Annotated in this window: 10 protein-coding genes and 1 tRNA gene; 5 read left to right on the top strand and 6 right to left on the bottom strand. The window is 37.3% G+C overall.

Going from position 1 to position 15,198, the window contains the following annotated elements:
• From N4270_RS16660 to N4270_RS16640, 5 genes are all read left to right on the top strand, one after another.
• On the top strand, nucleotides 1-665 hold a 665-nt coding region (locus N4270_RS16660), incomplete at its 5' end, for a T9SS type B sorting domain-containing protein (RefSeq protein ID WP_260098488.1).
• Nucleotides 666-837: 172 nt separating this feature from the next.
• Entirely contained in the window at nucleotides 838-1,620 is a 783-nt protein-coding gene (locus tag N4270_RS16655) for a DUF3108 domain-containing protein (RefSeq protein WP_260098487.1), read from the top strand.
• Nucleotides 1,621-1,628: 8 nt separating this feature from the next.
• A complete protein-coding gene (locus N4270_RS16650; RefSeq protein ID WP_260098486.1) occupies nucleotides 1,629-1,970 on the top strand; it encodes an FUSC family protein in 342 nt (113 codons plus the stop codon).
• 80 nt (nucleotides 1,971-2,050) lie between these two features.
• Nucleotides 2,051-3,088, top strand: a complete 1,038-nt coding sequence (locus N4270_RS16645) for a M28 family metallopeptidase (RefSeq protein WP_260098485.1) — start codon at nucleotides 2,051-2,053, stop codon at nucleotides 3,086-3,088.
• A gap of 93 nt (nucleotides 3,089-3,181) precedes the next feature.
• A complete protein-coding gene (locus N4270_RS16640; RefSeq protein WP_260098484.1) occupies nucleotides 3,182-4,759 on the top strand; it encodes a M28 family peptidase in 1,578 nt (525 codons plus the stop codon).
• A gap of 426 nt (nucleotides 4,760-5,185) precedes the next feature.
• On the opposite strand, the gene N4270_RS16635 is transcribed toward N4270_RS16640, so the two are convergent.
• The 6 genes from N4270_RS16635 to N4270_RS16610 form a co-directional block, all read right to left on the bottom strand.
• Nucleotides 5,186-5,261: transfer RNA gene (locus tag N4270_RS16635), tRNA-His, on the bottom strand.
• A 223-nt stretch (nucleotides 5,262-5,484) separates the two neighbouring features.
• Nucleotides 5,485-6,201 (bottom strand): bacillithiol biosynthesis deacetylase BshB1, encoded by a 717-nt coding sequence (bshB1, locus tag N4270_RS16630; RefSeq protein WP_260098483.1) that lies wholly within the window; start codon nucleotides 6,199-6,201, stop codon nucleotides 5,485-5,487.
• A gap of 77 nt (nucleotides 6,202-6,278) precedes the next feature.
• A complete protein-coding gene (gene rlmF / locus N4270_RS16625; RefSeq protein ID WP_260098482.1) occupies nucleotides 6,279-7,169 on the bottom strand; it encodes a 23S rRNA (adenine(1618)-N(6))-methyltransferase RlmF in 891 nt (296 codons plus the stop codon).
• A complete protein-coding gene (locus N4270_RS16620; protein ID WP_260098481.1) occupies nucleotides 7,162-8,328 on the bottom strand; it encodes a PLP-dependent aspartate aminotransferase family protein in 1,167 nt (388 codons plus the stop codon). Before N4270_RS16620 ends, rlmF begins: the two co-directional genes overlap by 8 nt.
• 69 nt (nucleotides 8,329-8,397) lie before the next feature.
• Nucleotides 8,398-9,213, bottom strand: coding sequence for a T9SS type A sorting domain-containing protein (locus N4270_RS16615; RefSeq protein ID WP_260098480.1), 816 nt, complete (start codon nucleotides 9,211-9,213; stop codon nucleotides 8,398-8,400).
• Nucleotides 9,214-9,319: 106 nt separating this feature from the next.
• Nucleotides 9,320-15,198 (bottom strand): LamG-like jellyroll fold domain-containing protein (locus N4270_RS16610; protein WP_260098479.1); only part of this gene is annotated, 5,879 nt, incomplete at its 5' end.

The following is a 15,198-nucleotide window of genomic DNA, read 5'->3' as shown; positions in this document are numbered from 1 at the left end:
TAAGTGCGACAGACTATAGTTTTGTATGGTTCTTTAATGGGACTGCCATTGCAGGAGCAACAGATAGCAGTTATATGCCAACACAGGGCGGCAGTTATAGTGTAACGGTTACAGATGTGACGAGCTCAGCAAACACGATGTGTGAGAGCAGTGATACGACAGAGGTTATAGAGAGTAATCCACCAGAGGTTACAGCCACGGTTACTACAGATGCCTTTGCAGACACGCATGTTATTGAGGTGAGTGTATCAGGTGTTGGTGATTACGAATATAGTTTAGATGATGGTCCTTGGCAGGACGAGCCTGTTTTTGTAGATGTCTCATTGGGAACGCATGTGGTAACAGCCAGAGATAAGAATGGTTGTGGTCAAGCGAGTGATGAAGTTATAGTGATGGATTATCCAAAATTCTTTACCCCAAATGGAGATGGCTATAATGATACGTGGAACATTAGCGCAATAAATAATCAACCAAGCGCAAAAATTTATATATTTGACAGATACGGAAAGTTACTCAAACAACTCAGTCCGACCGGAGATGGTTGGAATGGAACCTATAATGGACAATCGCTACCTACTAACGATTATTGGTTTAAAGTAGAATTCAACGAGCCTAATACTGGTCAAGTTAAAGAGTTTAAAGCTCACTTCACTTTAAAGCGTTAATTACCCTCTACTCTTTTTGTATTCACAAATAAATTATCTAAGCGATTACTAATTATACATCCTTAAGTAATTCAGAAAAAACTTCGAACAAAAATTAGTTAGAAATTACAAAGCATTGTATTTTCGGCATAATAAATGTTAATATAAACGTTATTAACTCTAAATATTACTTATGAGAATTTTATCGATAATGACGCTATTCGTTTTGAGTACGATATCTTCTTTTGCTCAAAACAATACAATTGCTGCTGGAGAAACATTAACTTTTAGTGCATCCTATAATATGTCGGGCTTACTTACTGAATTAGCTCAGGTCAAAATGGAAACCAGCGAAGTTAAAACTTCAAAATCAACTTTACTGAAATTAAAATGTACAGCAACAACATATAGTAAATGGGATAGCTTTTTTAAAATACGGGATTTGTATGAAAGTTATGTAAGCCCTAAAACACTCACACCCTTTTTGTATAATAGAGACATTAATGAAGGTGGTTATGAGAAATTTATGAAATATAAATTTAATCATAAAACCAGAACTGTAAGTAGTATAAAGCGTAAAAAACGTAGTGATGGCACAACTTGGGAAGAAAAAAAATCGGTCAAAATCGGCGCATCTACTCGCGACTTAGTAACCACCTTGTATCACATAAGAAATCTCGACATTCATAAAGCTAGCATAGGTGATAGTCAAAACTTTACGGTACTGTTTGACAATCAGGAAACTGTCGTGAAAATTAAATACCTAAGTAAAGAAACAATAAACACAGCTTTGGGCAGAAAAGAGTGTTATAAACTTGCCATTTCTTTAAATAATAGCAATGTTCTAAAAGGTAACAATGACAACTTGTTATGGCTTACTGCAGACGATAATAAAGTACCTGTTCTTGCTAAATTTAAAATTGCTGTTGGTAGTGGCGAGCTAAAACTGAAATCTGCAACAGGATTAAAATTTTAATATCTATTATGAAAAAACTCTTTTTAATACTCGGCTTTATAACTGCAATTCTTGCTCTCATTCTGGCAGTAACTCCATTATCAAAATTAGCATATATTCCATCAATAGCGGCACTTGTTTTTGGGGTATTAACTTTATACTTTTCTAAAGACAAACAAGCATCAAAGAAATCCATTCAGCTTGTTTTTCTAATGACTATCATCGCCTTAGTACTAACCACTTATAAAGTTATTTTCACAACATCTGAAGTTGGTGACACCAAACAAATGGAACAAAAAGAAGAGCAACTCGAAGAAGAATCTTTAGAAGAGCTTGAAGACTTGGATATAGACGAAATTGATGCGCAATAAATTAAAAAAGCTTAATACTTCGGTATTCCCTTTTTTTTTGCTTTATTTGAATCAAAATCAGCCACTTATTTAATCCTAGAATGAAAGTTCAACTTGTTGCTTTATCCCTCGTTTTAGTTGGTTCGTGTTCAACCTTAAGACACACTGAAAAAATCAAACAACTCAAAAACAATATTGCTTTTGATGATGCTAAAACCGTTCAAACTTACCTAAATACTATTACCGAAAGTGAATTAAAAGCACATGTCTATGCGTTTTCATCTGATGAATTTCAAGGCCGAAAAGTAGGAGAGCCAGGCCATCATAAAGCGTCTCAGTTTTTAAAAGACTATTACCTTTCAGAAAACATTGCCTCGCCTTTAGGCTCTAAATATTATCAGCACATTCCTGAATCTTTCTTTTCCGAAGGCATCAAAAATTCGCAAAATGTTATCGCCTATATCAAAGGAAACCAATATCCTGATGAAGTTGTCATTATTTCAGCACATTCTGATCATGAAGGCTATACCGATAATACTATTTACAATGGAGCCGACGACAATGGCTCTGGGACAGCTGCAGTGCTCGAAATGGCACAAGCCTTTAAAAAAGCTACTCTAGAAGGACATCCGCCTAAACGAAGTATTGTCTTTCTGCATTTAACAGGCGAAGAAGTGAACCTAACTGGTTCCAGATATTATACAAAATATCCCGTGTTTTCTATGAAGAATACGGTTGCTAATCTCAATATCGATATGATTGGGCGTGTTGATGAAGCGCATACTAATAACGAAAACTACATCTATGTCATTGGAGCAGATCGCTTGAGTACAGAATTACATTACATTTCTGAAATGGCAAATGCTGAATTCACAAATCTAGAATTAGACTACAAACTCAATAGTGACAGTGACCCTAACCGCTATTATTACCGATCTGATCACTACAATTTTGCTCAAAAAGGCGTGCCTGTTATTTTCTATTTCAATGGTGAACATGAAGATTACCACGAACCAACAGATACAGCCGAAAAAATCAACTATCCACTACTTGAAAAACGTACCAAACTCATATTTGCAACGGCTTGGTATTTAGTGAATTCTGATAAGAGAATTGAAGTGGATGTCGATGCGATATAAGGTGTTAAAATTTGCATAAAGGCAGATATTAAAAAACTAAAGTCATCGAGAAATTTCGTAATATCGTAACACAAAACTAATAACACTCAAATAATGAAACAATTACTCAGCATTTTTGCTGTCGCTTTACTTTTGGTAGGCTGCGGTAGCTCAAATCAAAACAGTACTAAACAGGCTGAAAACAAAACACCTGCAAACCCTGTAGATTATGGCAATACCATTACTTCTGATGAATTAAAGGAAATGCTCTACACCTACGCTTCCGATGAATTTGAAGGTCGTGAGACCGGTGAACCCGGACAAAAAAAAGCGGTCAACTACTTAAAAGAACAGTACCAAAAAATGGGCATCCCTTCTCCCCTGTCTGGAGATGATTACTTTCAAGAAGTCCCACTTCAAAAACAAAAATCTCCCGAAGCTTCACTTAGTGCTAATGGCTCCGATTTTGAACAGTTTAAAGACTTTCTAATTATTGGGTCGGCAGATACACAAACCATCGATATCTCAAATATTGTGTATGTAGGACACGGAATCGATGCCGAAAACTATTCTGATTACAAAGGCTTAGACGTTAAAGGTAAAATCGTTTTAGCCAAAGCTGGCGAACCTAAAGATGAAAATGGTAATTATGTAACGTCTGGAACAACCGAAGAAACCAAATGGAGTTCTGGCCGACAATCATTGTCGTCAAAAAGGAATGCTGCAAAAGATAAAGGGGCTAAAGCTATTTTCCATCTTGAACCGTCATTATTTCAACGTTATGCCGATTATTATGGCGCTGTAGCGGCCTCTGGTCAAGCAGGTCGTATTTCATTAAAATCTAATGAAGCGTCTAGCATGTTTGTTATGATTAGTGAAACCATGGCAACAGCCTTATATCCAAAGATAAATGAAGACGCAACCGCTAAAACCATTCCAGTGTCTTTAAAATTAGATATTGAAAGCCAGTCTGAAAACGTAGCATCTGAAAATGTTGTCGCTTTTATTAAAGGAACCGAAAAACCAGACGAAATTGTTGTAATCTCTGCGCATCTAGACCACGAAGGTGTCAAAGATGGTAAGGTCTATAATGGCGCTGATGATGACGGCTCAGGTACGGTTGCAATTCTAGAAATTGCAGAAGCTTTTAAAACGGCTGCAGATAATGGCCACGGACCAAAACGTTCCATTTTATTTTTACACGTAACGGGCGAAGAAAAAGGCTTATTAGGCTCTAGACACTATACCGATAACGATCCTATTTTTCCTTTGGAGAATACGGTTGCCGATTTAAACATCGATATGATTGGGCGTACAGACCCAAAACGTACTGAAGGCGATAGAAATTACGTCTATCTTATTGGAAGTGATAAATTAAGTACCGAGTTGCATAATCTTTCCGAAGAAGTCAATAAAAAGTATACAAACGTAGAATTAGATTACAAATATAACGATGAAAATGATCCTAATCGTTTCTATTACAGAAGTGATCATTACAACTTTGCAAAAAATAATATTCCTGTGATTTTCTATTTCAACGGAACTCATGACGATTATCACCAGCCTAGTGATACACCAGATAAAATTGAATACGATTTATTAGAAAACAGAACACGCTTAGTATTCTATACGGCTTGGGAAGTTGCGAATCGTGATAACCGACTTGTTGTCGACAAAGCAGAATCTAAGTAGTTGGTTTGGGGCGTTACCCTAAAGGGTCGCGCTATCCGCTATATCTCTTGACGCTCGCGTCCAGAGGATGCCACTACTATCGCTAACGCAAAAAGCGCTACTTAAACGTAGCGCTTTTTTTTACTTCTAAATTTTAACTTTAAAAATAAAGCACAAAAAAAGCTCCCCATTTCTGAGAAGCTTTGTGATTCTGGGTGGAAGACCGGGTTTACCGAGACCTTGCACGGCATAAACTTCTCACCCTAATGGCTAAACTTTAAAAATAAAGTACAAAAAAAGCCTCCCATTTCTGAGAAGCTTTGTGATTCTGGGTGGAAGACCGGGTTTACCGAGACCTTGCACGGCATAAACTTCTCACCCTAATGGCTAAACTTTAAAAATAAAGTACAAAAAAAGCCTCCCATTTCTGAGAAGCTTTGTGATTCTGGGTGGAAGACCGGGTTCGAACCGGCGACTTTCGGTACCACAAACCGACGCTCTAACCAGCTGAGCTACAACCACCATTTTAATTTTATTTAAACTCCGAAAAGTTGTCCAAAAGGAATGCTCTAATCAGCTATGTTAGAGCCACCATTTAAATTGGATTGCAAATGTAAATTATTTCACAGTTACTACAAAGACTTTTTTTTAAAATTTATAGGTCCAATTTCATTATAATCCGAAAACGTAATCACGAACGAACCAACTGTTCTCTTTAAATTCAAGTTTTTGGCAGAAATGCCTTTTTATATCAAATCAAATAAACTATCAACGGCTACATAACGCTCAACCGTAAAACCTTCAGCGTAAGCTTTACCAATCAAACGTCCTAAATCTTGGGCTCTATAATTAACACTGTCCGTAAAATTCTGACTCGAAATTGGAGTTTCGGGCTCATTACTATTAGGGTCGTAAAACTGGGTCTTATAAGCTAACACAGCCTCCATTTTTGTTGCCATATAATCAGATACTTCTACGACAAAGTCGGGTTCTATCGGTTTCCATTGGATATAATGATACACCTGCTTTGGCCGCCATTGCTTTTGGATTTCTCCGTCACACTTAGTTTCTATTTTTAAGAGGCCGCTTAAAAAACTAGCGTCACTAACCAAACTACTTCCTTTACCATGATCAATATGTCGGTCATCAATCGCATTACACAAAATCATCTCCGGCTGGTATTTACGAATCATCTTAATAACTTCTAATTGGTGCTGTTGGTCGTTAATAAAAAACCCATCGGCAAATCCGAGATTCTCTCTTACAGAAACTCCTAAAATTTTTGCAGCAGCACTAGCTTCCTGATCTCTGGTTTCTGCAGTCCCTCGAGTTCCTAATTCGCCACGTGTTAAATCTATAATACCTACTTTTTTTCCTTTGGCTATTTCTTTTGCTATGGTAGCACCACAACCCAATTCTACATCATCAGGGTGTGCTCCAAAAGCCAATATGTCTAATTTCATTTAAATATAGTTTTGATTTTCATTTGCGTGAAAATCGCATTAAAATTACCATTGCAAATTACAAATTCTAACAGAATCTATACCTTCCAATTATCTTGTACTTTGTCTGATAAAAATGTCCAGGCCACCACTCTACTAATCTTGTTGCCAATAGACATATCTAATACCTTAACCTGAGTTGCCCCAAGTTTTTTAAGTGACTGTTCCATCGACTCTACAAGGGCCTTTTTAGAGACCAAACTTGTAAACCAAAAACAATTGTCTTTTAAAAGTGAACTTTGATATAAATAGTTATGTAAAAAAGCTTTTTCGCCTCCAGGATACCATAACTCTTTCGCTGTTCCACTAAAATTCCTAATCACTTTATCGTTATGTTTTCCTAAACCTTTCAATTTACGCTCTGTGGTTTTAATAGCTTCGGCTTCGTTTTTATAAAATGGCGGATTACACATGGTTGCAGTTATCGTTTCAGAAGTATTTAAAATTCCTGTTAAGATATGTGCTTGTTGTTTCTGAAGCTTCAGCGAGATAAAAGCATTTAATGCATTAGTATCAATAATAGTTTGCGCATTATTAAACGCATCCTGATCAACTTCTGAAGCCATAAATTTCCAGCCATATTCGGCGTGACCTAATAAAGGGTAAATGCATGTGGCTCCTGTACCAATATCTAAGACGCTTATATTTTTAGTTAGTTTAGAAGCGTCAAGCAAATCTTTTAATACATGTATATAGGCGACGCGACCCGGAATTGGCGGACATAAATGTGCATCGGGAAATTCCCAATATTCAATGCCGTAGCCTTGTTTTAGCAGCGCCTTGTTGAGTGTCTTTACAGCTTTAGGATTCGCAAAATCTATCGTAAGATTGCCATAAGCATTCTCCTTTACAAATGCTTTTAATTCTGGAGAATACGCAACCAATTCTTCAAAATCATAAGCATTAGAGTGTGTGTGTTTTTTATGCAAATGCAGCAGTTTTAGTTTGAGCAATAGCTTGTTTGATATCGTTTTTTAAATCCTTATAGGTTTCTATTCCAACCGAAAAACGAATTAAACGATTGCTGATTCCAACTGCTTCACGTTGCTCTTGAGTGAGCAAGGCATGTGACGTTTCCGAAGGCAATAACATCGTACTTTCAACACCTGCTAAACTCATAGAAGATTTGATGATGTTTAACGACCTCTGAAAAGCCATAGCATCTATCCCTTCAACCAATTCAAACGACATCATCGCACCAAAATCACGCATTTGTGATTTGGCTAATTTATGCTCAGGATGGCTTTTTAAGCCTGGATAATACACTTTAGAGACTGCCTCATGACGCTCTAAAAATTTCGCTAATTTATTCGCGTTTTTATTCTGTGCTTTAACTCTTAAAGCCAGCGTTTTCATGCTGCGTTCTAACATCCAAACAGTCATATCACTTAAGCTACCACCCAGATTTTTAGACACATTCCAGATGCGCTCTATATGTTCCTGAGAACTCGCTACGGCTCCAGCTAAAATATCACTATGACCTCCTAAGTATTTTGTGGCAGAATGCATCACCACATCGATTCCAAAATCGATAGGATTTTGAATAACCGGACTGGCAAAAGTGTTATCTATTGTTGAAATAATGCCTTTAGATTTAGCCAAATTCGCAACTGCTTTGATATCGGTAATAGTGAGTAACGGATTTGACGGTGTTTCGATATGAATAACTTTGGTATTGGGCTGAATGGCGGCTTCAAAACTGGAAATAGTATATCCATCTGTAAAAGTATAGCTAATACCGTATTTGTGAAACTCTTCCCTGATGAAGTTACTCGTGCCTCCGTACAAGGTATTTTGAACAACAATATGATCTCCTTTTTGTAAAAATGCCAGAAACATATGGCTAATAGCTGCCATACCACTACTAAAAATCATAGCCGCTTCAGCATGCTCAAGAGCAGCAATTTTTTTAGACAAATATTCTTGATTTGGCGTATTAAAGTAGCGTGGATACCGCTTGACATCTACAGAATCAAACTCATAAGATGTGGCTAAATATATTGGAGATATAGCGCCTTTGAATTGCTCATCCTTGATTTCACCAACGTGTGTACAGATGGTATTTAATCCTAATTTTTGCTTTGACATGGCTTCATAATTTATACTATAAAATTACAAAAAAGAACCGCATCAAACTCGAAATTGGATTGAGTTTTCCTATTTGGTTATAATCAAGCGTTTATTAAATTTAGCAGCTTTTGTTTTTACACTTACCAAATAAGTACCTTTAGAAATATTAGCCAAAGATACTTTTAATGTTCCTGAGGTATTCGGCTTAATATGATTCCACTGCTCTATTTTTTGTCCGAGAATACTATACAACGTAATTTGCTGAATTTTAAAATGTGCTGTATCTTTTATAAGTAACTCTTTTGTAGAAGCTATATACTTGATCTCTGGCGTATTTACGATTGCATCTTCAACAGATAATTGGGTATTAGCAAAACTCATTGCACTAATATCATTAGTAAAGGTGATGTAAAACCTGTTGATATGATCGCCTTCAGAAATGGTTTCCATAAAGCTCGTTTCTGAAATTGAATGGGTTTGATTGTTTATCGAATCGTATATATAAACTGTTACGTTTTGGTTAAAATTCTCCAAAGCTTCAAGTGAAAACTGAACCGTTCCGCTATTGGTTAAAAACAAACCTAAGGGATAAGCTTTACTTTGCTGAAATTCACCAACACCTTGAATAACATATCGATTATCTTCAATCATCCAGTTGCAATCATCAGCATAGCTATCGGCATTTAAGGCATCATAACCATAATCAAAGCCATCACTAGCTGCATTATCAGACGTAAATCCTAATAAAAGATGTCTGGTATAGCCCATGGGTGTCGTGACATTAATCCGTACACGTTGAATTTGAGATTCCACATCAGGAATTGATGTGTTTGAAAAAGCGTAAAATGATTGTAATGGTATACAAATCAGCATAACCATACAGATGTAGGTAAAGTTTTTCATTAGATTTGGGGTTTAATGAAAATTAGTTTAGTTAGAGGCTAAAGTAAACCTAAAAATCAAAATATCCCACAAAATGCATAAATATTCGATGAAATGCAATTTGAATTTAATGCTTCACAATCACTTTGGCATGATAGGTGGCGTTAAAAGTTTCCACTTGAATCACATAAGTTCCTTCTGAAAGTTGTGTCATCGGAATCCTAATGGTGTTATCAGATTCGAATTCGGAAAGCTGATCCCAATACTTAATTTCTTGACCTAATAAATTATTCAGTTTAACCGCTTTCACTTCAGCAATATTTGATGTACTTACATAAATTTCTTGTGAAGAATTAAAGTAACTAATGATATGCTGACCAAGATGCGTTTCGGGAGTTGATAATGAAGATTCCGCAGAAAATGTGATATAAAAACGATTTATATAAGTATCTCCATCCAGAACAATTTGAAAAGTATCTGATGTTATATCCGTATAGGTTTCAAGTAGTGCATCATATATATAAACGTTAACATCGTTATCAAAATTCTCAAGATTAGTAAGAGCTATTTCATAGAGTCCAGCGTTATTTACATACACAATGAGTGGATATTGTTTAGAGCTGTCAAAATCACCAACACCTTGAGTAGTATAATTTTGATCCTCTATTCTCCAGAACATATCGTTAGGGAATTCGGCATCTGAGTTTTCGGCATCATAGGCAGCATCAAAGCCATCTGTTGCTTGATTACCTGGTACAAAACCTAATAATAAAGGACGTTTTGCACCTTCGGTAGTTTTAAATTCTAACCGAACCCGTTTAATTTCAGAATTAGGATCTACTTCGGTTGAATACAAATTAGGATTACTAGACCTTATAAATTGAGAATTTGCCGGAGTTTCTTTAACAAAAACCCGCTGACTATTTTTAAATTGAATAGTTCCTCCCGAAGCGCTTGCAGTCACAAAGAATCCTTGTGATACAGGCACATAACGTCCTGGTAATTTGGTCGGTGTACCGTTTCCGCTAACCAATGGTGGAGATACAGCAGGATTGCCACCTGTTAAATTGTAAGTCGCATAACCTCCTTCATAATCTTCAAGAATGTGTGTAAAATTAGAGGTATAATGTTCCCAAAAATACAGAGTCCCATCGATACTTTGAGAGGTTCCTACATTTCCACCAGGAATATTATCTAAAATAAAAGCATTAGCATCAATGGCTGACGGGTAAGGGTTACCTACGAGTGCCTGATTTCCAACAGTTACTGGTGTGGTAATGGTTCCATTATTTGGTTTCCCAACAAACACATAATTTTGTACATCTACAATAGGATCTCCAACGCCACTACCTTTCATTGTAAAACTCAACCCTGTAGCAATATTATCTGTTTGGTTCAATCCGCGCCATGAAGCGTAGCTGTCAAACGGATAGTTTTCATACGCAAACAACCAGTAATTGCTCATAGTTATAGGCGTTGTACTACCATTAGCATCGTGAGCACCTGTCCATTGAAATACCAGAGGATTACTTGAATTACTTCCATCACGTAAAATACCATTAACATTATAAGGAGTATTATTAGAGGTGACATTTATAGTACTCACTGGTGAACTCCAATAATTATAATTATACAAATTTGAGGTGCCTTGTTGATCACGTTCTAACTGACCGGCACTTGTGACATCTAAAACACTTCCTTCATCTTGCAATAGCTGAGATTCTCCGAAGAGGTCAATATTTCCATCCAATTTTAAATAATGTGTGATGCGTAATGATTGTCCGTCATTAGTTTCATCCTGAGCTGTCCCAGGATCTGTAATGTTTAATGTTTTATTGGGAGTATCAGAAATAAGTCCCAATACTGTAATATCCTTATTTCCTGAATTAATATGATGAGAGGTTTGAACAATATTCCAATCGATTGGTGTCACGCCATCTACACCTATGCTATTTGGAGCATCCCAATCAACAAACTCAGTCCATGTGTTATCTGTAGCCCAATCTTGGCCATCTACTCTTGAAGTATATGGTAAAGGTGCGTTTTCTATTTGTGAAGTATTAATATTTCGTAATCTCCCGTTTGGTCCTTTTTGAGCTGCTAAATCTCCGCAGCCATTACCCATTCTATAATAACCATCCAAGTCAGTCCAAGATAAACCAGCAATATCTAATGGCACTACAGCGCCTCTTACAGCGGTGTTATCTTCAATTTCTTGATTCATCATTTGTCTAATTTGAGCTGCTGTTAGCGCTGTATTCCAGATTCGTAATTCATCAATTCTTCCATCAAAATAGTGTGTGGCCAACGCTGAAGTTCCATTAGCGGGATCTAATGCACCTAGAAGACATTCAACATTTGCCGTAGTACTATCAGGAGCATTTTGTGTACCTGTAACTGTTCCTAAATCTATACCATCTATATATAATACATAATTAGTTCCATCGAAAGTAACAGCAATATGGTACCATCTATTCGTTGTGATACTATAGTCCGATTGTATATATCCATCAGCACCAGAAGTAAACCAGCTAAATCTAATTCTTCCGTTATTAAGTAATGACAAATCATAACCTTCATCAATATTCCCTAAGATACGCTTAGAAAAAATAGTATGAGTTCCAGATATAACATCAGGTTTCACCCAAGCTTCAAGGCTAAAGTCACTGTTAAAAGCATAGTTATTTTTAAAACTCACAAAATCATTGACACCATCAAAATTAACTTCAGAGCAACTGCTAATTGTAACTTGTATCGTATCGGAGCATCCATTCGCAAGAGTCCATGTAAGATTATAGATACCTGGAGGAGCCGTAAATTGGGCATTAGGATCGTTAATATCAGAAAAGCTAGGCATAAAAGTGTTGCATTCTTGTGAGTCAATACCCCAAGTCCATTCGCCACCCATTCCTGTTCCGTTATAGTCAAGCCCTATAATATTAGGTGTATTTATATCACCATCGTGATCATAAGATTGTCCTGGATAAATATATAAACCAGGTTCCCATACACCATTATTGTAATTTGTTAATGCTGATATGGTATTATCGTAAGCTTTAAGGTCTATGGTAGATTGCCCACATTCGTTAATACCAGGTGAAAAATTTAATCCAGCATAAGCAAGATTTGCATCTAAAGTAACAAATTGTGTCCCTTGATCATCATTTGCTCTACACCCGTTTACTAATGATGTTACACCATATTGTTGAGTTCCAGGTGTTACAGGTGTCACCGTCACAGTGGTTCCTGTAGTTACAACATTTCCTTCATCATCGGTCCATTCAAGAACTTCATCTATAGGCGCATAAGGAACTCGAACACCATCTAATGCCCAAGAGCTACCTACAGTTCGGGTAATACCACTACAAGGTAATGTTCCACTTGTATCGGTAAAGGATGAAGAACAGAGCCCTACATCTCCAAAAAATGAAAATTTAACTCTTAAAGTACCTTCATTTAAGTATGAGGAAAGATCTAAGGAAATAAATTCATAACCATCCTGAATAGGATCATAGCTATTACAGTTATTTGGATTGCCATTGGGTCTGACAATCGTCATACCTGTGTCACTTTGTCCAGTATATGTTGCTAATACTTCTGTATAAGTAGCGCCACCATCTAGTGATAATTCTATGACTGCACTCGCACCTGCACATAAATAAAAGGCATGATAAAATTCAATTCTTGCATCAGCAGCCGACATGCCTATGGTATTAAACACAGGAGTTTCCAGTGTGGAATTTACAGAACCATATACAGCAGCATACTTTGATCCTTCTTGAGGAAAATGTCTAATTCCTGCTAATTCCTTTTCTTGAGCAACTTCTTTCCATGTGCCTTGCGTTGTATTATTACCTGATGCTGGTATATCATTAGGCACACCATCTACCATCCAACCTTCTGGTTGAGCAGAGTTAAACAAACCTGTATCACCAAATTGCTCGGTATACTCATAAAAGCTCGATGCTTCTATTGTGAATTCTGGAGGAAAGCAAGTATTCTCAATTGTAAGACCTACAATCGTAGGTGGATCATCTGGTGGTATTATTTTTAGTATGGCCTCTGATGAATATTCAAAACAATCACCCGATTGAATGACTGCCCTTACTAAAGTTGTTTCTACAACATTAGCGATGACATGTTCTGTTGGGTTTCCTGGATTTAAACCATCAGGTACCCATTCCCAAAAAGCTGTAGCTGCATTATAAGTAGCAATTTCCCATCTTATGATATTTGGCACTAAACTCGGATCAATGGTTAAATTAAAAATTGCGCCTTGAATTGCTGGCGTTGGTGGATCCGTACTCATATCATATGGGCAAAATGTGACCTCAATAAGATCATCTGCAGGCTGTGGATTGGCTTCATCTATATAACCTAAAACGACACCTCCAGCAATAGTAGGAGCTTCAATAGAAATGGTTATCTCACAGGTATCAGAATTTCCATTAACATCTGTTATTGTTATTTCATAGCCGTAAGAACCAACATCATCACAACCAAATGTTGTACTTCGTGTAAGGATTATCGTATCTATTCCACAAGCATCAGTACCTGTATAAGCTGCATTGATTTGAGCTTGTGTCACAGTGACTTCACCTGTAACTGCATCCAAAACCAATGGTCCTATAGATCCGCAAACTGCATCATTAGCTATTGGTAAATCATTATCTTCTACGGTTACTATTGCCTGACAAGTTGAAGACAGACCGTTAATATCTGTGACCGTTAAAGTTACGGTATTATCACCAACATTACTGCAATCGAAAGTCGTGATATCTAATGCTAAAGATTGGATGCCACAATTGTCATTAGATCCATTATTAATATCAGATGCACTAATATTAGCAGTACCACCAGAACTCAATTGAATGGTTATTGGTTGGCATAAAGCTGTAGGTGGTGTTACATCAGTGATAATCACATTTTGAGTTTGTGTTGAAGCATTAGAATTCTCATCGATGTAAGTCCATGTCACCAAAGTTGTCCCTTGTGTCGTAATTGGCAGCGTCGCATCATGAGTGACTGTTACTGTACCGCCACAATTATCCGTCGCTGTTGGTGCGGTTAAACTGGTTACTTCACATTCCGCGGTGATATCTGATAAACTAACTGCATCTGGTATTGGTGCTGTTACATCATCGATAATTACATTTTGAGTTTGTGTGGATGTATTGCCGTTGCCATCATCGTAAGTCCAAGTCACAACCGTTGTTGTCCCTTCTCCTGAAATGGGCAGCGTGGCATCATGAGTGACTGTCACTGTACCGCCACAATTATCCGTTGCGGTTGGTGCGGTTAGACTCGTTACTTCACATTCCGCGGTGATATCTGATAAACTAACGGCATCTGGTGTTGGCGCTGTTACATCATCGATAATTACATTTTGAGTTTGTGTGGATGTGTTGCCGTTGCCGTCATCGTAAGTCCAGGTCACAATCGTTGTTGTACCTTCTCCTGAAATGGGCAGCGTCGCATCATGAGTGACTGTCACTGTACCGCCACAATTATCCGTTGCGGTTGGTGCGGTTAAACTGGTTACTTCACATTCCGCGGTGATATCTGATAAGTTAACAGCATCTGGTGTTGGTACTGTCACATCATCAATAATTACATTTTGAGTTTGTGTGGATGTATTGCCGTTGCCGTCATCGTAAGTCCAAGTCACAACCGTTGTTGTACCTTCTCCTGAAATTGGTAATGTAGCATCATGAGTGACTGTCACTGTGCCTCCACAATTATCCGTTGCTGTTGGTGCGGTTAAACTGGTTACTTCACATTCCGCGGTGATATCTGATAAGTTAACAGCATCTGGTATTGGTGCTGTTACATCATCGATAATTACATTTTGAGTTTGTGTGGATGTGTTGCCGTTGCCGTCATCGTAAGTCCAGGTCACAATCGTTGTTGTCCCTTCTCCTGAAATTGGTAATGTAGCATCATGAGTGACTGTCACTGTGCCTCCACAATTATCCGTTGCTGTTGGTGCGGTTAAACTGGTTACTT

Source organism: Psychroserpens sp. SPM9 (assembly GCF_025153525.1).
In the GTDB taxonomy this organism is placed as follows: domain Bacteria; phylum Bacteroidota; class Bacteroidia; order Flavobacteriales; family Flavobacteriaceae; genus Psychroserpens.
This window is presented reverse-complemented; position numbering and strand designations above follow the sequence as displayed.

What these genes read in the sequence shown, in the direction of transcription:
- N4270_RS16645 (WP_260098485.1), top strand. Translation starts at nt 2,051, where the DNA reads ATGAAAGTTCAACTTGTTGCTTTATCCCTCGTTTTAGTTGGTTCGTGT.
- N4270_RS16620 (WP_260098481.1), bottom strand. Translation starts at nt 8,328, where the DNA reads ATGTCAAAGCAAAAATTAGGATTAAATACCATCTGTACACACGTTGGT.
- N4270_RS16615 (WP_260098480.1), bottom strand. Translation starts at nt 9,213, where the DNA reads ATGAAAAACTTTACCTACATCTGTATGGTTATGCTGATTTGTATACCA.
- N4270_RS16640 (WP_260098484.1), top strand. Translation starts at nt 3,182, where the DNA reads ATGAAACAATTACTCAGCATTTTTGCTGTCGCTTTACTTTTGGTAGGC.
- N4270_RS16650 (WP_260098486.1), top strand. Translation starts at nt 1,629, where the DNA reads ATGAAAAAACTCTTTTTAATACTCGGCTTTATAACTGCAATTCTTGCT.
- bshB1 (WP_260098483.1), bottom strand. Translation starts at nt 6,201, where the DNA reads ATGAAATTAGACATATTGGCTTTTGGAGCACACCCTGATGATGTAGAA.
- N4270_RS16655 (WP_260098487.1), top strand. Translation starts at nt 838, where the DNA reads ATGAGAATTTTATCGATAATGACGCTATTCGTTTTGAGTACGATATCT.